Origin of the sequence: Enterobacter soli ATCC BAA-2102, assembly GCF_001654845.1 — a bacterium.
Taxonomy (GTDB): Bacteria; Pseudomonadota; Gammaproteobacteria; order Enterobacterales; family Enterobacteriaceae; genus Enterobacter; species Enterobacter soli.
This window is the reverse complement of sequence record NZ_LXES01000051.1, coordinates 158144-179063: the sequence shown is the minus strand read 5'-3', so window position 1 is coordinate 179063 and position 20920 is coordinate 158144. Positions and strand designations below refer to the sequence as shown.

Below are 20920 nucleotides of genomic sequence, written 5' to 3'. Positions count from 1 at the left end.
GAAGTGTAGGGTCTGTGTTAAGACATACAAATCAGACCAGTGGCGTGAGTATAGGTCTGACCAGATGTAATGTTGCAAGTTTGTTTATTAAATTTTTCCAATATGTTTCTTGAAACGGGATCTGCTTGGCAAAAATGTGACCATCCCGGCTCACCCGAAAGGGTGATTTTTGTCTTAGATCATTTTTAAGCGTGATATTGGTCACTTATCCCATTTTGCGCCATTAACGGCTGGAGCACCTGGTCATCGGGGCGTAAAATATCGGCAACGTGTTTATCTCGCGCCCGGCGCGAATACAGAGGAAAGCTACTATGAGTAAATGCAGTGCTGATGAAACCCCGGTTTGCTGCTGTATGGATGTTGGTACCATCATGGACAACACCGATTGCACCGCTTCCTACAGCCGTGTGTTCACTAACCGTACCGACGCTGAAGAAACCCTGGCTGCGCTGACTAAGCGTGCGCGCGATGTTGAGTCCGAACCGTGCGACATCAAATCAACCTTCACAGAAGTTGAAGGCGGCGTGCAGCTGGATATCGACTTTGTGTTCGCCTGTGAAGCAGAAACGCTGATCTTCCAGCTGGGCCTGCGTTAATTCCTGCGGTCTGGTGCCCTCACCCCAACCCTCTCTCCACGGGAGAGGGTGCAAACACTAAAAACGGTAACCTTCGGGTTACCGTTTTGCTTTTACCTCCAGGGGCATTTTCTTTTTCTTCTCTGTGTTTTAGCTCGCACTTTTTCGTTTCCCCGATTGGCTGAATGTAAAAAAATGGTTAAGACTGTTATCAGGTCAGACCACTTTGCGTTGAGCATGAATTTTACAGGGGAGTGTTATGAGTCAGGCATTACCGCTTATCACCCGACAAGGTGATCGCATCGCCATTGTCAGCGGGTTGCGTACGCCGTTTGCGCGTCAGGCAACGGCGTTTCACGGCATCCCGGCGGTCGATCTGGGAAAAATGGTGGTGGGGGAGATGCTGGCTCGCAGCGAAATACCGCCTGAGGTTATTGAACAGCTGGTTTTCGGCCAGGTCGTGCAAATGCCGGAAGCACCCAACATTGCGCGTGAAATTGTCCTGGGTACCGGTATGAACGTGCATACCGATGCTTATAGCGTCAGCCGCGCGTGTGCCACCAGTTTCCAGGCGGTAGCAAACGTGGCAGAAAGCCTGATGGCCGGTACAATCCGCGCGGGCATTGCCGGCGGTGCCGACTCCTCTTCCGTACTGCCCATCGGAGTCAGTAAAAAGCTGGCCCGCATTCTGGTGGACGTCAATAAAGCCCGTACTACCGGGCAACGACTCAAACTCTTCTCACGCCTGCGTTTACGCGATCTAATGCCTGTACCGCCTGCCGTGGCGGAGTATTCGACCGGTTTGCGCATGGGCGATACCGCCGAGCAGATGGCGAAAACCTATGGCATCACGCGTGAGCAGCAGGATGCGCTGGCACACCGTTCACACCAGTTGGCCGCAAAAGCCTGGTCTGAAGGTAAACTGGCCGACGAAGTGATGACCGCTTATATCCCGCCTTACCGCGAACCGCTTGCGGAAGATAACAATATTCGTGGCACCTCGACGCTGGCAGATTACGCGAAACTCCGCCCGGCATTTGATCGTAAACATGGCACCGTCACCGCAGCCAACAGTACGCCACTGACGGACGGTGCCGCCGCCGTGATCCTGATGACCGAATCCCGTGCCAGAGAGCTGGGCATAAAACCTCTGGGTTATCTGCGCAGCTATGCGTTCACGGCCATTGATGTCTGGCAGGACATGCTGTTAGGCCCAGCCTGGTCTACGCCGCTGGCACTGGAACGCGCGGGGCTAACGCTCGCGGATTTGACGCTCATTGATATGCATGAAGCCTTTGCCGCACAAACCCTGGCGAACGTGCAGCTTCTGGCAAGCGACAGATTTGCTCGCGAGGTTCTGGGGCGCGCAAACGCCACCGGCGAAGTGGACGAAAGCAAATTTAACGTGCTGGGTGGTTCTATTGCTTACGGGCATCCTTTCGCCGCCACGGGCGCGCGAATGATCACCCAGACATTACACGAACTGCGTCGTCGCGGCGGTGGATTTGGGCTAGTTACCGCCTGTGCGGCGGGTGGGTTGGGTGCGGCAATGGTTCTGGAGGCTGAATAATGGACATGACATCGGCATTTACGCTCAATATTCGCCCCGATAACGTCGCTGTTGTCACAATTGATGTCCCCGGCGAAAAGATGAATACCCTGAAGGCCGAGTTCGGTGTTCAGGTGCGGGCGATGTTAAAGCAGATCCGTGAAAATAAAGAGCTTCGTGGGCTGGTCTTTATTTCGGCCAAGCCGGATAACTTTATTGCCGGGGCGGATATCAACATGATCGCCCGCGCGAATAATGCCCTGGAAGCGGAAGAGCTGGCGCGGCAGGGACAGCAGGTGATGGCCGAGATCCACGCGTTGCCTGTTCCGGTGATTGCGGCTATTCACGGGGCGTGTCTCGGTGGTGGGCTGGAACTTGCCCTGGCCTGTCACAGCCGGATATGTACCGACGATGCGAAAACCGTTTTAGGTTTACCTGAAGTGCAGCTTGGGCTGTTACCGGGGTCGGGTGGCACGCAGCGTTTACCACGGCTGGTCGGCGTGAGTACGGCGCTGGAGATGATTTTAACCGGCAAGCAACTTCGTGCGCGTCAGGCGCTGAAAACGGGTTTGGTGGATGAGGTTGTACCGTATTCGATATTACTGGAAGCCGCTGTTGAACGGGCGCTGAAAGGGCGTCAGGCCAAACCTCATCTGCCGGTACGTGAGCGTATCCTGGCGGGCCCGCTTGGGCGCGCGCTACTTTTCAGTATGGTCGGTAAGAAAACAGCGCAAAAAACGAAGGGCAACTATCCGGCAACCACACGCATTCTGGAAGTGATTGAAACCGGTCTGGCGCACGGCAGCAGCAGTGGGTATGCCGCTGAGGCAAAAGCCTTTGGTGAACTGGCGATGACGCCGCAGTCTCAGGCATTGCGCAGCATCTTCTTTGCCAGCACCGATGTGAAAAAAGATCCGGGCAGTGACGCTGAACCTGCATCTTTGCGCGCTGTGGGAGTGTTGGGTGGTGGGCTGATGGGCGGTGGTATCGCCTTTGTGACCGCCAGCAAAGGCAAATTGCCCGTGCGTATCAAAGACATCAACCCGAAAGGGATTAATCATGCGCTGCAATACAGCTGGCAGCAGCTTGATCAAAAGGTCAAACGCCGCCATATAAAGGCTAGTGAGCGAGACAAAGTGCTGGCGCTGATTTCGGGGACGACGGATTACAGCGGGTTTGCCCACCGTGACCTTGTTATTGAAGCGGTATTTGAAGATTTAGCGCTCAAGCAAAAGATGGTGGCAGATGTAGAGCAGTATTGCGCACCCCATACCATTTTTGCCTCTAACACCTCGTCGCTACCGATTGGTGATATTGCGGCGCATGCTGCTCGCCCTGAACAGGTGATTGGCCTGCATTTCTTTAGTCCGGTCGAAAAAATGCCGCTGGTAGAAGTCATTCCACACGCCACGACCAGCCCGCAGACCATCGCTACCGTCGTGAAGCTTGCCAAAATGCAGGGCAAGACGCCGGTTGTGGTGGCCGATAAAGCCGGTTTCTACGTTAACCGTATTCTTGCGCCTTATATAAATGAGGCAATGCGGCTACTGACGGAAGGGGAGAAGATCGAACATGTTGACGAGTCGCTGGTCAAGTTTGGTTTCCCGGTTGGCCCAATCCAACTTTTGGATGAGGTAGGAATAGATACCGGCACTAAAATTATACCAGTGCTGGAAGCCGCATATGGAGATCGTTTTAGCCCGCCTGCAAACATTGTTTCCGTAATATTGAAGGACGATCGCAAAGGCAGAAAAAATGAACGCGGTTTCTATCTTTACGCGCAGAAAGGGCGTAAAAGCAAGAAACAGGTCGACCCTTCGGTTTATGGGCTTATTTCGGCAACCGGGCAGGGAAAACTGTCGGCGGTTCAGTGTGCTGAACGCTGTGTGATGATGATGCTTAATGAAGCAGCGCGCTGCTTTGGTGAGCAGGTAATCAAAAGCGCACGTGATGGTGATATAGGTGCTGTTTTTGGTATCGGTTTCCCGCCGTTCCTTGGCGGCCCGTTCCGTTATATGGATACACTGGGAGCGGGTGAAGTGGTTGCCACTCTGCAACGCCTTGCCACGCAATATGGTCCGCGGTTTACACCCTGTGACGAATTATTGCAAATGGCAGAACGCGGCCAAACTTTTTGGTCTGCAAGGGAAACTGGCCTCGTAAGTTGAGGTCAAAGAAGGGTAAATCCTGAGTTGAATGAACCTGATTTGGCGAATTTGTAAACAGAGATTGACTATACTTACGCCAATGAGGTAAAAAACAGCGTTTCATTCACCGAATGGATCAGGCACAATGCCCGGCCACCAGGTTTTCTACCTCTATAGCGTCATCCCGGGTAGTCAGCGCTGGTGATTCTGGTTAACAAAAGCGGTGCAATATGCAAGTTTTTATCATGCGTCACGGCGACGCGGCACTCGATGCCGCCAGTGACTCAGTACGTCCTTTGACTCTCTGTGGCTGCGACGAATCTCGTCAAATGGCTACCTGGCTTGAAGGTCAAAAAGTGGACATCGAACGTGTTCTGGTGAGTCCGTTCCTGCGTGCAGAACAGACACTGGGAGTGGTGGGTGAGTGTATGCTCCTGCCGTCCAACGTTGATGTTCTCCCAGAACTTACGCCGTGCGGCGATGTTGGCCTTGTGAGCGCGTATCTTCAGGCGCTGTGCAATGAGGGCGTCTCTTCTGCGCTGGTCATTTCCCACCTGCCTCTGGTTGGCTATCTGGTATCTGAACTGTGCCCGGGCGAAACGCCACCGATGTTTACGACTTCTGCCATTGCTAACGTAACACTCGACGAAACGGGCAAAGGGGTCTTTAACTGGCAAATGAGTCCGTGCAATCTGAAGATGGCGAAAGCTATCTGACCTGACATGCTTTCTGGCGGGGCTACCCGCCAGTCTGTCACGGCAGTTCCGGCGGTTGCCACTCTTCCACTTCAATCAACACCAGTAAAGCGGCATCTCCGCCGTACTCTTTTGGTGCCTGATGAAATGCCATTACGTGCGGATGTTGAGCAAGCCATAACGGCGTTTGCTGCTTAAGAATGTGTTTACCGTGGCCGTGCATCACGCAGGCGCAAAATACATGTTCCCGACGGCATGCGGCAATTAATGCTCCCAGCTCTTGTTTCGCCTGCATCTGGGTTAACCCGTGCAGATCGAGAAACAATTCCGGTGAATAATCTCCCCGACGTAATTTTTTCAGCTCAAAGTGGCTGACGTCTTCACGCACATACTTCACTGCGCCCTGCGTATTAAGCAGAGGCTGAAACTCGTCCGAAAAATAGTGGCTGTTATCAGCCTGTTCCTGCAATAAACGTTTAACCGGTACTTCGGTCACTTTCTTGCGCATCGGGCGTTGGACAATGGTGTCCTGCTTGATTTGACGCGTTCCGGTCATGAGCTGACGGAAGAGCGACTGATCCTCCTGGCTGAGCGTTGTTTTCTTTTTCATTAGCCTGTCTCATCTCTTATTTCCAATAGTGTACCTGACTAAACGCATTTTTTAACCTCAAGCAGTAAGCGTCATTGCTGATTTATCGCCGTCTTCATGGCAAACTAGCCGCCGAAAATTATGCGAGCGTGCCCTGGAGGAAAGAGTGGATAAAATATTTGTCGATGAAGCAGTAAACGAGCTGCATACCATACAGGACATGTTGCGTTGGTCGGTTAGCCGCTTCAGCGCCGCGAATATCTGGTACGGTCACGGTACCGATAACCCGTGGGATGAGGCTGTTCAGTTGGTGCTGCCGTCCCTCTATCTGCCGCTGGATATCCCTGAAGACATGCGCAGCGCGCGTCTCACCTCTAGCGAAAAGCATCGCATCGTTGAGCGCGTGATCCGTCGCGTTAACGAACGTATTCCTGTTGCCTATCTGACCAACAAAGCCTGGTTCTGCGGCCACGAATTCTATGTTGATGAACGTGTTCTGGTGCCGCGCTCGCCGATCGGTGAGCTGATCAACAACCACTTCGATGGCCTGATTAATCACCAGCCGCAGCATATTCTGGACATGTGTACCGGCAGCGGCTGTATCGCTATTGCCTGCGCTTATGCCTTCCCGGAAGCGGAAGTGGATGCCGTGGATATCTCCACCGATGCGCTGGCCGTGACCGAGCACAACATTGAAGAACATGGGCTTATCCATCACGTGACGCCGATCCGTTCCGATCTGTTCCGTGATTTGCCTGCGCTCCAGTACGATCTGATCGTGACTAACCCGCCGTATGTAGATGCAGAAGACATGTCCGATCTGCCAAATGAGTATCGCCACGAGCCGGAATTGGGTCTGGCATCAGGCTCTGACGGCCTGAAGCTGACGCGTCGCATTCTGGCCTGCGCGCCGGATTATCTGACTGACGATGGTGTTCTGATTTGTGAAGTCGGCAACAGCATGGTACATCTGATAGAGCAGTACCCGGATGTGCCGTTCACCTGGCTCGAGTTCGACAACGGCGGTGATGGCGTCTTTATGTTGACCAAAGCGCAGCTTCTCGACGCGCGCGAACACTTCAGCATCTATAAAGATTAATCCAGCGGGCTTCGGCCCGTTTCACAACGCTCAAACACAAATAACGACAGCGGAGCCGTGATGGCAGGAAACAGTATTGGACAATTATTCCGCGTGACCACCTTTGGTGAGTCGCACGGGCTGGCACTGGGTTGTATCGTTGATGGCGTACCGCCGGGCATCGAACTGACCGAAGCCGATTTACAGCACGACCTCGACCGTCGTCGCCCGGGCACTTCTCGCTACACCACGCAGCGTCGCGAGCCGGACCAGGTCAAAATTCTTTCTGGCGTGTTCGAAGGCCGTACCACCGGCACCAGCATTGGCTTGCTGATTGAAAATACCGATCAGCGTTCCCAGGACTACGGCGCCATCAAAGACGTATTCCGTCCGGGCCACGCCGACTACACCTATGAGCAAAAATACGGTTTTCGCGATTATCGCGGCGGCGGTCGTTCTTCCGCGCGTGAAACCGCGATGCGCGTAGCCGCAGGCGCTATTGCGAAAAAATACCTGGCACAAAAATTTGGCGTCGTTATCCGCGGTTGCCTGACCCAGATGGGCGATATTCCGCTGGCGATCAAAGACTGGGAGCAGGTTGAACAAAACCCGTTCTTCTGCGCAGATGCCGATAAGCTGGAAGCGCTGGACGAACTGATGCGCGGCCTGAAAAAAGAGGGCGACTCCATCGGTGCCAAAGTGACCGTCGTGGCTGATGGCGTTCCTGCAGGCTGGGGCGAGCCGGTCTTTGACCGTCTTGACGCTGATATCGCCCACGCGATGATGAGCATTAATGCGGTGAAAGGTGTTGAGATTGGCGACGGTTTTGGCGTGGTGGCCCTGCGTGGCAGCCAGAACCGCGACGAAATCACGAAAGACGGTTTCCAGAGCAATCACGCGGGCGGTATTCTCGGCGGGATCAGCAGCGGGCAACAGATTGTCGCTAACATCGCGCTGAAACCGACCTCCAGTATTACCGTGCCGGGGCATACGATTAACCGCTCTGGTGAAGAAGTCGAGATGATCACGAAAGGCCGTCACGATCCGTGCGTGGGGATCCGCGCAGTGCCGATCGCCGAAGCGATGCTGGCGATCGTGCTGATGGATCACTTCCTGCGCCAGCGCGCGCAGAATGCGGATGTGACGACCACCATTCCACGCTGGTAAACATGAAAAAAACCGCAATTGCTCTGCTGGCGTTACTCGCCAGTGGAGCCAGTCTGGCCGCTACGCCGTGGCAAAAAATCACTCACCCGGTGGCGGGAAGTGCGCAGTCTATCGGGGCGTTTTCGAACGGCTGTATCGTTGGCGCACAAGAGTTGCCTCTGCAATCAGACACCTATCAGGTGATGCGTACTGACCAGCGCCGCTATTTTGGCCACCCGGATCTGGTGCTGTTTATTCAGCGTCTGGGCAACCAGGTGCACAATCTGGGGCTGGGAACCATGCTCATCGGCGATATGGGAATGCCTGCCGGTGGCCGCTTCAACGGTGGACACGCCAGCCACCAGACCGGACTGGATGTCGATATCTTCCTGCAACTGCCGAAAGCGCGCTGGAGCTCCGCACAACTGCTGAAACCACAGGCGCTGGATCTGGTCGCGAGCAGCGGTAAAAACGTTGTGCCCTCGCTTTGGTCACAGGATGTCTCCAGCATGATTAAGCTGGCGGCGAAAGATAACGACGTCACGCGGATTTTTGTAAACCCGGCCATTAAGCAGCAGCTCTGCCTGGATGCTGGCACCGATCGCGACTGGCTGCGTAAAGTGCGCCCGTGGTTCCAGCACCGTGCGCATATGCACGTCCGTCTGCGTTGCCCGGCAAACAGTCTTGAATGTGAAGATCAGCCGTTACCACCGCCAGGCGATGGCTGTGGCGCGGAACTGCAAAGCTGGTTTGAACCTGCAAAACCTGGAACCTCTAAGCCTGAGAAGAAGACACCGCCTCCGTTGCCGCCTTCCTGTCAGGCGCTACTGGATGAGCATGTACTCTGATGGATAATTTCGTCGATCTGTTTATGGTGTCACCCACGCTGCTGGTGGTGCTGTTTTTTGTCGCTATGTTAGCCGGATTTATTGATGCACTGGCGGGTGGGGGCGGTTTACTGACGGTTCCGGCCCTGCTGGCCGCAGGCATGAACCCTGCTCAGGCACTGGCAACCAATAAGCTCCAGGCCTGTGGCGGCTCTCTGTCCGCATCGCTCTATTTTATCCGCCGTAAGGTGGTTAATCTTGCCGATCAGAAACTGAATATCCTGATGACCTTTATCGGCTCTACGTCAGGCGCACTGCTGGTTCAGCACGTGCAGTCTGACATTTTGCGCCAGATCCTGCCCATCCTGGTTATTTGTATCGGCCTGTACTTTTTACTGATGCCGCGACTCGGTGAAGAAGACAGACAGCGTCGCCTGCATGGCCTGCCGTTTGCGCTGATCGCGGGTGGCTGTGTCGGTTTTTACGATGGCTTCTTCGGGCCAGGCGCGGGTTCATTTTATGCATTAGCGTTCGTCACGCTGGCCGGATTTAACCTCGCCAAATCGACTGCCCATGCCAAAGTGCTTAATGCGACCTCCAACGTAGGTGGCTTGCTGTTGTTCATCATTGGCGGAAAGGTTATCTGGGCGACCGGGTTTGTGATGATGGCAGGGCAATTTTTGGGCGCGCGCGCAGGCTCGCGTCTGGTGTTAAGCAAAGGGCAGAAGCTGATCCGTCCGATGATTGTTGTGGTGTCGGCGGTGATGAGTGCCAAGCTTCTTTATGATAGCCATGGACAGGAGATCCTCCACTGGTTGGGGATGAACTAATGGACAGTAAGCATAATTACGAACAGCTGATTGAGATTTTTGACGGCTGTTTTGCCGCTGAATTTAATACCCGTCTGATTAAAGGCGACGACGAACCGATCTATCTTCCTGCTGATGCTGAGATCCCGTACAACCGTATTGTGTTCGCGCACGGCTTTTATGCCAGCGGGATGCATGAGATCTCGCACTGGTGTATCGCGGGGAAAGCGCGTCGTGAGCTGGTGGACTTCGGCTACTGGTACTGCCCGGATGGACGCGATGCCGCGACGCAGGGGCAGTTTGAAGATGTAGAAGTGAAACCGCAGGCGCTGGAATGGATGCTGTGTGTAGCGGCAGGATTCCCGTTTAACGTCAGCTGTGACAACCTCGAAGGCGACTTCGAGCCTGACCGTATTGTCTTCCAGCGCCGCGTTCATGCGCAGGTGATGGAGTACCTTGAAAAAGGGATCCCGGCACGCCCGGCGACCTTGATCAGGGCTTTACAGAATTATTACCACACGCCGGAGATGACGGCGGAATGCTTCCCGTGGCCGGAAGATCTTTAACTGAGGAAATAAGATGATCGCAGAATTTGAATCACGCATTCTGGCGTTAATTGATGACATGGTGGAACACGCCAGTGATGATGAGCTGTTCGCCAGCGGTTATCTGCGTGGTCACCTGACACTGGCGGTTGCTGAGCTGGAAGCAGGGGACGATCACTCTGCCGAAGCTGTGCACCAGGAAGTGACCCGTAGCCTGGAGAAAGCGATTCAGGCCGGTGAACTCTCCCCGCGCGACCAAACCTTAGTGCTGGGTATGTGGGACACGTTGTTCCAGCAGGCTAAACGCTAAGTCATCCGAATATCCCCTCTCCCTGTGGGAGAGGGTTAGGGTGAGGGCATCAGACCGCACCCCTACTTGACACTCTTCCCCTTCAGCAGTTTTCGGACCCACAAGCGATTTGGATTGAGCCCCGCCAGCGTCACCCTGTCCAGCGGAATCGGCTCATCGCTCATCTGTGCGGCCAGCACTTCTGCCAGCAGCGGCGCAGAACACAGCCCGCGGGATCCCAGGCCGCCCAGCATAAACAGCTCAGGATATACCGGCGCATTGGCTGCCGATGTCTTGTTTTCAGCAAGATCCTGATAGGTTTCAAGCGTTGCTTCAAAGTCCGGCACATTGCCCACCATTGGCAGATGATCGCGGGTGGCGCAGCGTATGCCGCAGCGCGCTTCTCCGGCACTGATGTCTACCTCTTTCGCCCAGCCAGCCTGCGGGAAGCAGTCAATCAGGCGTTGGCGATTCTGTTGCTGGTCTTCTTCGCTGTAGTGCATCTCCGTCGCACCACGATGGTAGCTGGCACCGATGCAGTGATGCCCGTTAGACGGGTTTTGCGGCGTCAGATAGCCGTCATAGCACAGTACCTGGCGTAGTTTGCTCAGTTCAGGCGTTGCGGGAATATGGCTGACCTGACCACCGACCGGATAGAGCGGCAGGCTTTCCGTCTGGGTAAACTGGCTGATGTGGTGTCCGTTCGCCAGCACTACGCTGGTATGTCGTGCGGGCGCACCCTGGGTAAAGTGCAGGGACCATTGCTCGTCATCGCGGCTCAATGACGCAACCTCACGGGAATAGTGCACTGTTAACCCGCGCGACTGCGCAAGGCTGATTGCTGCGCTCGTCAGTTCGGCCGGGCATAACCAGCCGCCGTGCGGATACTGGATACCATCGCAGCCGGTTTCGAGGCCGGTGGTGTCCAGGACCTGCTGCACCGTTACCGGGCGGGCTATCTCGGGTGGTAATCCCAGAGATAGCATTTGCGCGATCTTCTGCTGGCTCTTGTCATCCCACCCAAGCTGCGTCACACCGCACCAGTCATGATCGAATGACACCGGCAGGGTATCGTACAGGCGGCGGGCAAAGGTGAATGCCGCCGGGAAGAACTGACTCAGCGCCGGATCGTGTGCGCTCAACAGCGGGTAGAGCGCGCCCTGACGGTTACCCGATGCGCCTGTCGCCGGGGCATCGTCAGCGCAGTAAAGCGTCACTTTCCAGCCCCGCTGCACAAGCGCGAGAGAGAGCAGGGCGCTGGCAATGCCCCCGCCAATAATTGCCGTCTCGCGGGATGCGCTGGCGCTGCGGGCGAACCAGGGCGCTTGTGCGGGCTGTTCGTGAGTCTGCTCCATCACGCCCGTCAGCATTTCGCGTTTGCGGCCAAATCCTTTGGTTTTCTGCATGGTAAAGCCCGCTTCCTGTAACCCACGGCGGACAAAACCCGCAGAGGTGAAGGTAGCAAGCGTTGCACCAGGGCGTGCCAGCCGTGCCATTGCCATAAACAGATGTTGGCTCCACATGTCCGGGTTTTTGGCGGGGGCGAACCCGTCCAGGAACCAGGCGTCCACTTTCTGATTTTGCGTATCGTCGAGTTTGTCGGTCAGGTCGTTAATATCGCCAAGCCATAAATCCAGCGTCACGCGTCCGCCATCAAGCCACAGGCGATGGCAGCCGCCAACGGCCGGTGGCCACTGGGCCTGAAGCTGCTCTGCCCAGGGGGCCAGTTCCGGCCAGTGCTGATGCGCCAGCGTCAGATCGCGCGCGGTCAGCGGAAATTTTTCGAAACTGATGAAATGTAATCTTTGTAGCGTAGCCTCAGGATGCGTCGCGTGAAACCGGTCAAACGCCTGCCAGAGGGTGAGGAAATTAAGCCCGGTACCAAAACCACTTTCCGCCACCACAAACTGACTGCGCGGATGCGAAGGGAAGCGATCGGGGAGCTGGTTTCCGCCGAGGAAAACATACCGGGTTTCCTCTAGTCCATTATCATTAGAAAAATAGACGTCATCAAAATCTCGGGAAACAGGTGTACCCTCAGCATTGAATTCGAGGTTGGCGGGTTGTATAGCGTTTTGTTTCACGTAAGTTACTCGTCTGGCAGGCAGTGGCACGATCTTAACGATGTGAGCCCATCGGTGCAAATTTCCGCAGAAATTGGCTGATCGGACTTGTTCGGCGTACAAGTGTACGCTATTGTGCGACTCGAAACTTAATATAGTGCGACTTACAGAGGTATTGAATGAAACGTGCAGTGATTACTGGCCTGGGCATCGTTTCCAGCATCGGTAATAACCAGCAGGAAGTCCTGGCATCTCTGCGTGAAGGACGCTCCGGGATCACTTTCTCTGAAGAGTTTAAAGATTCGGGAATGCGTAGCCACGTATGGGGTAACGTCAAACTGGACACCACCGGTTTGATCGACCGTAAAGTGGTTCGTTTCATGAACGATGCCTCTATTTACGCCTATCTTTCTATGAAGGAAGCCATTGCTGACGCCGGTCTGAGCGAAGGAGTTTACCAGAACAACCCACGTGTTGGTCTGATTGCAGGCTCAGGTGGTTCTTCTAAAGCTCAGGTCTTTGGTGCTGACGCGATGCGTAGCCCACGCGGCCTGAAAGCTGTGGGTCCTTACGTTGTGACCAAAGCGATGGGTTCAGCGGTTTCCGCGTGCCTGGCAACGCCGTTCAAAATCCACGGCGTGAACTACTCCATCAGCTCCGCTTGTGCGACTTCCGCACACTGTATCGGTAATGCGGTTGAGCAGATCCAACTGGGCAAACAGGACATCGTATTTGCTGGCGGCGGCGAAGAACTGGGCTGGGAAATGGCCTGTGAGTTCGATGCGATGGGCGCACTGTCCACCAAATACAACGAAACGCCAGACAAAGCTTCCCGTACCTATGACGCGCACCGTGACGGTTTCGTTATCGCTGGCGGTGGCGGTATGGTTGTGGTTGAAGAGCTGGAACACGCTCTGGCACGTGGCGCTCACATCTATGCTGAAATCGTGGGCTACGGCGCAACGTCTGACGGTGCTGACATGGTTGCACCATCTGGCGAAGGCGCAGCGCGCTGCATGAAGATGGCAATGCACGGCGTTGATACCCCAATCGACTACCTGAACTCCCACGGGACTTCTACTCCGGTAGGCGATGTGAAAGAACTGGGTGCGATCCGTGAAGTGTTCGGCGACAACAGCCCGGCAATTTCTGCAACCAAAGCGATGACCGGTCACTCTCTGGGTGCGGCTGGCGTGCAGGAAGCCATCTACTCTCTGCTGATGCTGGAAAACGGCTTTATCGCCCCAAGCATCAACGTAGAAGAGCTGGACGAGCAGGCTGCTGGCCTGAACATCGTAACCAAACCAACTGAAGCGACACTGACTACCGTAATGTCCAACAGCTTTGGTTTCGGCGGCACGAACGCCACTCTGGTTATGCGTAAGCTGAAAGCATAAGTTTTTGAATGTATAGTAGAAGGGAGCCTGATGGCTCCCTTTTTTTATGCCTGAACATGGAGTTATGCATGACGGCCGTTACCTCAGAAAAAAATGCCTCCTCCGGGAACGTATCCCTGTTTCGTATCGCCTTTGCGGTATTCCTGACCTATATGACCGTTGGCCTGCCGCTACCGGTGATCCCGCTGTTTGTTCATCAGGAGCTGGGCTATGGCAACACCATGGTCGGCATTGCCGTGGGTATCCAGTTTTTAGCCACAGTATTAACGCGCGGTTATGCCGGGCGTCTGGCCGATCAGCACGGAGCTAAACGCTCTGCGCTACAGGGTATGTTCGCCTGCGGGCTGGCCGGTGGCGCCTGGCTACTGGCCGCACTTTTGCCGGTGGAGCCCATGTACAAATTTGCGTTGCTGATAGTGGGGCGCTTAATTCTCGGTTTTGGCGAAAGCCAGCTACTGACCGGCACCCTGACCTGGGGAATGGGGCTGGTTGGCCCCGCACGTTCAGGTAAAGTGATGTCCTGGAACGGAATGGCCATCTATGGTGCACTGGCCGCAGGGGCGCCATTAGGGCTGCTGATCAACAGTCAGTTTGGTTTTGCGGCGCTGGCGGGTACGACTATGGTGCTGCCACTGCTGGCGTGGGCGTTTAACGGTTCGGTGCGTAAAGTTCCGGCGCATAAAGGTGAACGTCCGTCCCTGTGGAGTGTGGTCGGGAAAATCTGGCAACCCGGGCTGGGATTAGCCTTGCAGGGCGTAGGCTTTGCAGTGATTGGCACGTTCGTCTCGCTTTACTTTATGAGCCGTGGCTGGGCGATGGCCGGTTTTACCCTGACGGCCTTTGGTGGTGCGTTCGTACTGATGCGCGTGTTGTTCGGCTGGATGCCGGATCGCTTCGGTGGGGTGAAAGTGGCGGTGGTATCGCTGGTGATTGAGGCCATCGGTCTGGTCATGCTCTGGCAGGCACCTGTGGCGTCCGTTGCTTTGCTCGGTGCGGCATTGACCGGCTGCGGTTGCTCGCTGATTTTCCCGGCGCTTGGCGTTGAGGTGGTTAAACGTGTCCAGCCGCAGGTCAGAGGGACTGCCCTTGGCGGGTATGCCGCGTTTCAGGATATCTCCTACGGGGTGACCGGACCACTGGCGGGAGTGCTGGCAACATCGTTTGGTTATCCGTCCGTCTTCCTGGCAGGTGCGGTGTCCGCAGTTGTTGGGATTGTGGTGACGCTGGTGGCGTTTCGCAGGTCCTGATCCGTTGTTGCCGGGTGGCGGGTTGAGTCGTTGTAGGCCCGGTAAGCGAAGCGCCACCGGGCAAAACATCACGCGACCAGCCAGAAAATCGCCAGTGCTACCAACAGCGCAATAAACATCAACCCAGGGCGGGCTGACAAGGTTCTGAACGTCTCCACGACCGGTGCAAACAGCGGGCTGTAGATCGGCTGGATGTTGCGCGCTTCCGGTATACCGCCTTCGCGTTCTGCGCGGCGGACAAAGATCTGATTCAATAAATCCTGCACCTGCGGCGTGGTCAATACGGTTTGCGGCGTTGCCTGCCAGGTCTGCTGGGCGTAATCCCGAATCACTTCAAACTCATGCGGCTCAAGCGGTTGTTTTAGGGCCGCCTGTAGCGTATGCAACGTGGGGGCGCTCTGGGTGCTGAGCGTCTGACGCGCCTGGAGCCAGGTAACCAGATGGGTAAACTGTTTTGCAGGGATCATCTCCCCGGCTTTCACACCTGATAGTTCCAGCATGGATTGCCAGATAAGCTTCGTCGGTTCGCCTGTCGCGGCCGCCAGTTTGGTCACCATCTGCTTAAGCGTATTGTGCTCTGCGGGCAGCAGTGGGCGCTCGGTCGCCGGGCGCTGCTGCGGCTGAGGGATAGCAAGCTGATTGGTTTGCAAAAGCGTCAGCACGGTCTTTAACTGTTCTGGTGTGAGCTGGCTGAGCGCAGTCTGGCCGTACTGCTGGCGAATGAAATCGCTCGCCGCCTGGCGGTTATTGCCCTGGCCTAACAGCTCAGTCAACTGCGCAATAATCTGGCGAGTATTGTGGTTAAGTTGCGCCGAATTCAGGCGCTGATTCAGGTTTTGCTCCGCGGCAGGGAAGTGGCGCGACTGGAGCGGCGCATCGTTTCGTATCCCTAAATCATGCTTCACCCCGGCCCATACCTCTGCATTTTGCTGCGAAGTGAGTGAAATAAGGCGTGTTATCAGGCGCTCCAGCACCGTACGCTGTTGCGTGGATAGCGGGTGTTCACCTGCGATATTGGGGGTTACGGGGCCTTCGCCGGGAGGGCGCGGCGGCGTACCTGAAATGGGCTGCATCGTCAAAAATCCTTAAAGTCAAAACTCTGCGTAAACCAGGGTTTCGTGTATGCCTGGCGGCAAGATTATGGCACACTTGGCAGGTTTTCTTCCTCTCAAACAGGTACTCAGACGTGAAAATCCTCGTTGATGAAAATATGCCTTACGCCCGTGAGCTGTTCAGCCGCCTGGGTGAGGTTAAGGCTGTCCCGGGTCGCCCAATTCCAGTCAACGAGCTGGATGATGCTGACGCGCTGATGGTGCGTTCGGTGACCAAAGTAAATGAGGCGTTACTTTCTGGCAAAGCGGTGAAATTTGTCGGGACGGCAACGGCAGGGACCGATCATGTGGATGACAAATGGCTCAGCCAGGCGGGGATTGGTTTCTCTGCCGCACCGGGTTGCAATGCCATTGCCGTAGTGGAATATGTTTTCTCCTCACTCCTGATGCTGGCAGAGCGTGATGATTTTGCTCTGAAAGACCGCACGGTGGGGATCGTGGGAGTGGGCAACGTTGGCGGGCGTTTGCAAAAACGCCTTGAAGCGCTGGGCATTCGCACGCTGCTTTGCGACCCGCCGCGTAAGGATAAGGGCGATGAGGGTGACTTCCGCGCGCTCGACGAGCTGGTCGCGCAGTGCGATGTGATCACCTTCCATACGCCACTGTTCAAAGATGGCCCGTATAAATCGTTGCATCTGGCCGATGAAACCCTGATCCGCCGTTTAAAGCCTGGCACTATTCTGATAAATGCCTGCCGTGGCCCGGTTGTCGATAATGCGGCGCTGCTGAAATGTCTGGAAGAAGGGCAGGCGCTGAGCGTCGTACTGGACGTGTGGGAGCCTGAGCCGGAACTGAATGTTGAGCTGCTCAACAGAGTCGATGTGGCCACTGCGCATATTGCAGGCTATACCCTTGAAGGCAAAGCGCGTGGTACCACGCAGGTCTTTGAAGCCTATAGCGCCTTTATTGGCAAACCGCAGCAGGTCGCACTGGATATGTTGCTGCCTGCACCGGAATTTGGCCGCATCACGCTGCATGGCCCGCTTGATGAGGCTACGCTGAAAAGACTGGTGCATTTGGTGTATGATGTGCGCCGCGATGACGCGCTGCTGCGAAAGGTCGCAGGTATTCCGGGTGAATTTGACAAGCTGCGCAAGAATTATCTTGAGCGCCGTGAATGGTCTTCCCTGTATGTGATGTGCGATGACGCAGCGGCGGCGACGCTGCTGCATAACCTGGGTTTTAACGCCACACATAACCCGGCGCGTTAATGTCTTCTTAATGCTCCCTGTCGGATACTCCGGCAGGGACGCTTTTTTATTTCTGGAGTAAACCACCATGTCTGAAGGCTGGAACATTGCCATTTTAGGTGCCACTGGCGCCGTGGGCGAAGCCCTGCTTGAAACTCTTGCTGAACGTCAGTTCCCGGTGGGCGATATTTACGCCCTGGCGCGTACTGACAGCGCAGGCGAACATCTGCGTTTTGCTGGTAAATCCGTCATGGTTCAGGATGCGGCCGAATTCGACTGGACGCAGGCGCAGCTGGCGTTTTTCGCGGCTGGCGTTGAAGCCACAGCGTCGTACATTGAAGACGCAACCAACTCAGGCTGTCTGGTGATTGACCTGAGCGGCCTGTTCGCAATGGAGCCGGACGTTCCGCTGGTGGTGCCGGATGTGAACCCGTTTGTTCTGGCTGACTACCGTAACCGCAACATTATCGCGGTGCCGAACAGCCTGACCAGTCAGCTGCTTACCGCGCTGAAACCGCTGATCGACGACGGTGGCCTGTCTCGCATTACCGTGACCAGCCTGCTGTCAGCCTCCGCCCACGGCAAAAAAGCCGTCGATGCGCTGGCGGGGCAGAGTGCGAAGCTGCTGAATGGCATCCCGATTGACGAAGACGATTTCTTTGGTCGTCAGCTGGCATTCAACATGCTGCCGCTGCTGCCAGACCGTGAAGGCTCTGTGCGCGAAGAGCGCCGTATCGTCGATGAAACCCGCAAAATTATGCAGGACGATGGCCTGATGATCTCTGCAAACGTGGTGCAGTCACCTGTGTTTTATGGCCATGCGCAGATGGTGAGTTTCGAAGCGCTGCGTCCGCTGGCGGCAGAAGAGGCTCGCGATGCGTTTGGACGTGGTGACGATATCGTGCTGTCTGAAGAGAGCGAATTCCCGACCCAGGTTGGTGATGCCACTGGTAGCGCACATCTTTCCGTTGGCTGTGTGCGTAACGACTACGGGATGCCGGAGCAGGTCCAGTTCTGGTCCGTTGCCGATAACGTGCGCTTTGGCGGCGCGCTGATGGCGGTAAAAATTGCTGAAAAACTGGTGCAGGAGTACCTGTACTAATGTCGGAAGTGGAACAAAAGCCAGTTCATAAAATTGCCCTCGGTATCGAATACGATGGCAGTAAATACTATGGCTGGCAGCGTCAGAATGAAGTGCGCAGCGTCCAGGAAAAGCTGGAGAAAGCGCTCTCTCAGGTGGCGAATGAGCCGATCAACGTCCTGTGCGCTGGCCGCACGGACGCCGGTGTTCACGGCACCGGGCAGGTGGTTCATTTCGAAACCACCGCGGTGCGTAAAGACGCGGCATGGACGCTGGGGGTAAATGCGAATTTACCTGGAGACATTGCGGTTCGTTGGGTGAAAGCTGTGCCGGATGATTTCCATGCGCGTTTCAGCGCCACTGCGCGGCGTTACCGCTACGTCATCTATAATCAGCGCCTGCGTCCTGCGGTGTTAAGCCAGGGCGTGACTCATTTTTATGAACCGCTGGATGCAGAACGTATGCACCGTGCGGCGCAGTCTCTGATTGGTGAAAATGATTTTACGTCGTTTCGTGCGGTGCAGTGTCAGTCCCGTACTCCGTGGCGTAACGTCATGCACATTAACGTCAGTCGTTATGGCGCATATGTGGTGGTAGATATCAAAGCCAATGCCTTTGTACATCATATGGTCAGGAATATTGTTGGCAGCCTGATGGAAGTGGGCGCCGGACACCAGCCGGAGAGCTGGATTGCAGAACTGCTGGCAGTGAAGGACAGAACGCTTGCGGCAGCAACGGCGAGAGCAGAAGGGCTGTATCTGGTATCAGTCGATTATCCGGAACGGTTTGACCTTCCTCGACCGCCAATGGGCCCGCTATTTTTAGCGGACTAAACAAGGTGCAATTAAGGCTTAGATAATATGGACTTAATACGTTTTCTGATTGATTTCATTCTGCATATCGATGTTCATCTGGCGGAGCTCGTCGCACAATATGGCGTGTGGGTATACGCCATTCTGTTCCTGATCTTGTTCTGCGAAACCGGTCTGGTTGTTACCCCGTTCCTGCCGGGCGATTCGCTGCTGTTCGTTGCCGGGGCGTTATCGGCACTGCCAACAAACGATCTGAATGTACATATGATGGTGGCGCTGATGGTGGTTGCGGCGATTGTGGGTGATGCCCTCAACTACACCATTGGTCGGGTATTTGGTGAGCGATTATTCAGCAACCCTGACTCGAAGATTTTCCGTCGTAGCTACTTAGACAAGACGCACGCGTTCTATGAACGTCACGGCGGTAAAACCATTATCCTTGCGCGTTTTGTGCCAATTGTTCGTACTTTTGCTCCCTTTGTGGCGGGAATGGGCCATATGTCCTATCGTCATTTTGCGGCGTACAACGTGGTTGGCGCACTGCTGTGGGTATTGCTGTTTACCTACGCAGGTTACCTGTTCGGTGACCTCCCGGTAGTGCAGGAAAACCTTAAGTTGCTGATTGTAGCCATTATTGTGCTTTCAATCCTGCCCGGCGTTATCGAAATTATTCGCCACAGACGCGCGGCGGCAAAACAAGCGAAGTAAATGCGCATTCGCGGTTCGACCACTTTTTTGTCCAAAGTTTCGGGCTGTTATGTTTTAATGTGCAACATTCATGGTCTGTTGGAGGCAAAAATGGCATTATTCGCCTCTTATAGCAAAACTGGCATCCGACCAGGTTCAGGCAGAAAGGTTATCAATGAGCTGGATTGAACGAATTAAAAGCAACATAACCCCGACTCGTAAAGCGAGTATTCCAGAAGGGGTGTGGACGAAGTGTGATAGCTGCGGCCAGGTTCTGTACCGCGCCGAGCTGGAACGCAATCTTGAGGTGTGTCCTAAGTGTGACCACCACATGCGCATGTCGGCGCGTAACCGCCTGCATAGCCTGCTGGACGAAGGTTCTCTGGTAGAACTGGGTAGCGAACTCGAGCCGAAAGACGTGCTGAAGTTCCGCGATTCCAAAAAATACAAAGATCGTCTGGCCTCTGCTCAGAAAGAGACTGGCGAGAAAGACGCGCTGATCGTGATGAAAGGTACTCTGCATGAGATGCCGGTCGTTGCCGCAGCGTTTGAGTTCTCCTTTATGGGCGGCTCAATGGGCTCCGTAGTGGGTGCGCGTTTCGTGCGTGCTGTTGAGCAGGCGCTGGAAGACAACTGCCCGCTGATCTGCTTCTCCGCCTCTGGCGGTGCTCGTATGCAGGAAGCGCTGATGTCCCTGATGCAGATGGCGAAAACCTCTGCTGCGCTGGCGAAAATGCAGGAACGCGGTCTGCCGTACATTTCCGTACTGACCGACCCAACCATGGGTGGCGTCTCTGCAAGCTTCGCGATGCTGGGCGATCTGAACATCGCAGAGCCAAAAGCGCTGATCGGCTTTGCGGGCCCTCGCGTTATCGAACAAACCGTACGTGAAAAACTGCCGCCGGGATTCCAGCGCAGTGAATTCCTTATCGAGAAAGGCGCTATCGACATGATCGTTCGCCGCCCGGAAATGCGCCTGAAACTGGCAAGCATCCTGGCGAAGCTGATGAATCTGCCAGCGCCTAACCCGGATGAGCCGCGCGAAGGCGTGGTCGTACCGGATCAGGAACCCGAGGCCTGAT

General features: G+C 55.3%; 20 protein-coding genes. 17 read left to right on the top strand and 3 right to left on the bottom strand.

Annotation, left to right across the window (positions count from 1 at the left end; all coding sequences use genetic code 11):
* Window positions 1-311: 311 nt before the first annotated feature.
* The 4 genes from M987_RS21450 (at window position 312) to sixA (ending at window position 4987) form a co-directional block, all read left to right on the top strand.
* A complete protein-coding gene (locus M987_RS21450) occupies window positions 312-596 on the top strand; it encodes a YfcZ/YiiS family protein (RefSeq protein WP_014071158.1) in 285 nt (94 codons plus the stop codon).
* Window positions 597-834: 238 nt separating this feature from the next.
* Complete coding sequence (gene fadI / locus M987_RS21445) at window positions 835-2145, top strand: acetyl-CoA C-acyltransferase FadI (protein ID WP_014071157.1); 1311 nt, start codon at window positions 835-837, stop codon at window positions 2143-2145.
* Window positions 2145-4292 (top strand): fatty acid oxidation complex subunit alpha FadJ, encoded by a 2148-nt coding sequence (fadJ, locus tag M987_RS21440; RefSeq protein WP_014071156.1) that lies wholly within the window; start codon window positions 2145-2147, stop codon window positions 4290-4292. The genes fadI and fadJ overlap by 1 nt, the downstream gene beginning before the upstream one ends.
* A gap of 209 nt (window positions 4293-4501) precedes the next feature.
* Window positions 4502-4987, top strand: coding sequence for a phosphohistidine phosphatase SixA (sixA, locus tag M987_RS21435; protein WP_014071155.1), 486 nt, complete (start codon window positions 4502-4504; stop codon window positions 4985-4987).
* Between the two features lie 37 nt (window positions 4988-5024).
* Here sixA and smrB read toward each other — a convergent pair whose 3' ends face one another.
* On the bottom strand, window positions 5025-5576 hold the full coding sequence (gene smrB, locus M987_RS21430; RefSeq protein WP_014071154.1) for an endonuclease SmrB: 552 nt from the start codon (window positions 5574-5576) through the stop codon (window positions 5025-5027).
* Between the two features lie 145 nt (window positions 5577-5721).
* Between smrB and prmB the strand changes: the two genes are divergently transcribed.
* Genes prmB through M987_RS21400 form a run of 6 tightly spaced genes read left to right on the top strand, consistent with a single transcriptional unit; the run spans window position 5722 to window position 10270 of the window.
* A complete protein-coding gene (gene prmB / locus M987_RS21425; RefSeq protein ID WP_041162095.1) occupies window positions 5722-6654 on the top strand; it encodes a 50S ribosomal protein L3 N(5)-glutamine methyltransferase in 933 nt (310 codons plus the stop codon).
* Between the two features lie 60 nt (window positions 6655-6714).
* Window positions 6715-7800: a chorismate synthase gene (aroC, locus tag M987_RS21420; protein ID WP_014071153.1), complete on the top strand. Its 1086-nt coding sequence runs from the start codon at window positions 6715-6717 to the stop codon at window positions 7798-7800.
* Window positions 7801-7802: 2 nt separating this feature from the next.
* Window positions 7803-8627: a penicillin-insensitive murein endopeptidase gene (mepA, locus tag M987_RS21415; RefSeq protein ID WP_014071152.1), complete on the top strand. Its 825-nt coding sequence runs from the start codon at window positions 7803-7805 to the stop codon at window positions 8625-8627.
* A complete protein-coding gene (locus M987_RS21410; protein WP_014071151.1) occupies window positions 8627-9436 on the top strand; it encodes a sulfite exporter TauE/SafE family protein in 810 nt (269 codons plus the stop codon). Before mepA ends, M987_RS21410 begins: the two co-directional genes overlap by 1 nt.
* Window positions 9436-9981 (top strand): elongation factor P hydroxylase, encoded by a 546-nt coding sequence (locus M987_RS21405; protein WP_014071150.1) that lies wholly within the window; start codon window positions 9436-9438, stop codon window positions 9979-9981. The genes M987_RS21410 and M987_RS21405 overlap by 1 nt, the downstream gene beginning before the upstream one ends.
* A 13-nt stretch (window positions 9982-9994) precedes the next feature.
* On the top strand, window positions 9995-10270 hold the full coding sequence (locus M987_RS21400) for a YfcL family protein (RefSeq protein ID WP_014071149.1): 276 nt from the start codon (window positions 9995-9997) through the stop codon (window positions 10268-10270).
* Window positions 10271-10332: 62 nt separating this feature from the next.
* On the opposite strand, the gene mnmC is transcribed toward M987_RS21400, so the two are convergent.
* Window positions 10333-12333, bottom strand: coding sequence for a bifunctional tRNA (5-methylaminomethyl-2-thiouridine)(34)-methyltransferase MnmC2/FAD-dependent 5-carboxymethylaminomethyl-2-thiouridine(34) oxidoreductase MnmC1 (gene mnmC / locus M987_RS21395; protein ID WP_014071148.1), 2001 nt, complete (start codon window positions 12331-12333; stop codon window positions 10333-10335).
* Between the two features lie 158 nt (window positions 12334-12491).
* Here mnmC and fabB point away from each other — a divergent pair, with 158 nt between their 5' ends.
* The gene (gene fabB / locus M987_RS21390; RefSeq protein ID WP_014071147.1) at window positions 12492-13709 is read left to right on the top strand and encodes a beta-ketoacyl-ACP synthase I; all 1218 of its coding nucleotides are present in this window, start codon (window positions 12492-12494) and stop codon (window positions 13707-13709) included.
* Between the two features lie 68 nt (window positions 13710-13777).
* Complete coding sequence (locus M987_RS21385; RefSeq protein ID WP_014071146.1) at window positions 13778-14956, top strand: MFS transporter; 1179 nt, start codon at window positions 13778-13780, stop codon at window positions 14954-14956.
* Between the two features lie 68 nt (window positions 14957-15024).
* Here the strand turns inward: M987_RS21385 and flk are convergent, their stop codons facing one another.
* Window positions 15025-16029: a flagella biosynthesis regulator Flk gene (gene flk / locus M987_RS21380; RefSeq protein WP_014071145.1), complete on the bottom strand. Its 1005-nt coding sequence runs from the start codon at window positions 16027-16029 to the stop codon at window positions 15025-15027.
* A 113-nt stretch (window positions 16030-16142) separates the two neighbouring features.
* On the opposite strand from flk, the gene pdxB reads away from it, so the two are divergent.
* From pdxB to accD, 5 genes are all read left to right on the top strand, one after another.
* On the top strand, window positions 16143-17279 hold the full coding sequence (gene pdxB / locus M987_RS21375; RefSeq protein WP_014071144.1) for a 4-phosphoerythronate dehydrogenase PdxB: 1137 nt from the start codon (window positions 16143-16145) through the stop codon (window positions 17277-17279).
* 67 nt (window positions 17280-17346) lie between these two features.
* Window positions 17347-18360: an aspartate-semialdehyde dehydrogenase gene (locus M987_RS21370; RefSeq protein WP_014071143.1), complete on the top strand. Its 1014-nt coding sequence runs from the start codon at window positions 17347-17349 to the stop codon at window positions 18358-18360.
* Window positions 18360-19172, top strand: coding sequence for a tRNA pseudouridine(38-40) synthase TruA (gene truA, locus M987_RS21365; protein WP_014071142.1), 813 nt, complete (start codon window positions 18360-18362; stop codon window positions 19170-19172). The genes M987_RS21370 and truA overlap by 1 nt, the downstream gene beginning before the upstream one ends.
* Before the next feature lie 27 nt (window positions 19173-19199).
* On the top strand, window positions 19200-19859 hold the full coding sequence (locus tag M987_RS21360; RefSeq protein ID WP_014071141.1) for a DedA family protein: 660 nt from the start codon (window positions 19200-19202) through the stop codon (window positions 19857-19859).
* A gap of 154 nt (window positions 19860-20013) precedes the next feature.
* Window positions 20014-20919 carry an acetyl-CoA carboxylase, carboxyltransferase subunit beta gene (accD, locus tag M987_RS21355; protein ID WP_003861408.1) on the top strand — a complete coding sequence of 302 codons (906 nt, stop codon included), beginning with the start codon at window positions 20014-20016 and terminating at the stop codon, window positions 20917-20919.
* The last annotated feature ends 1 nt before the right edge of the window (window position 20920 follow it).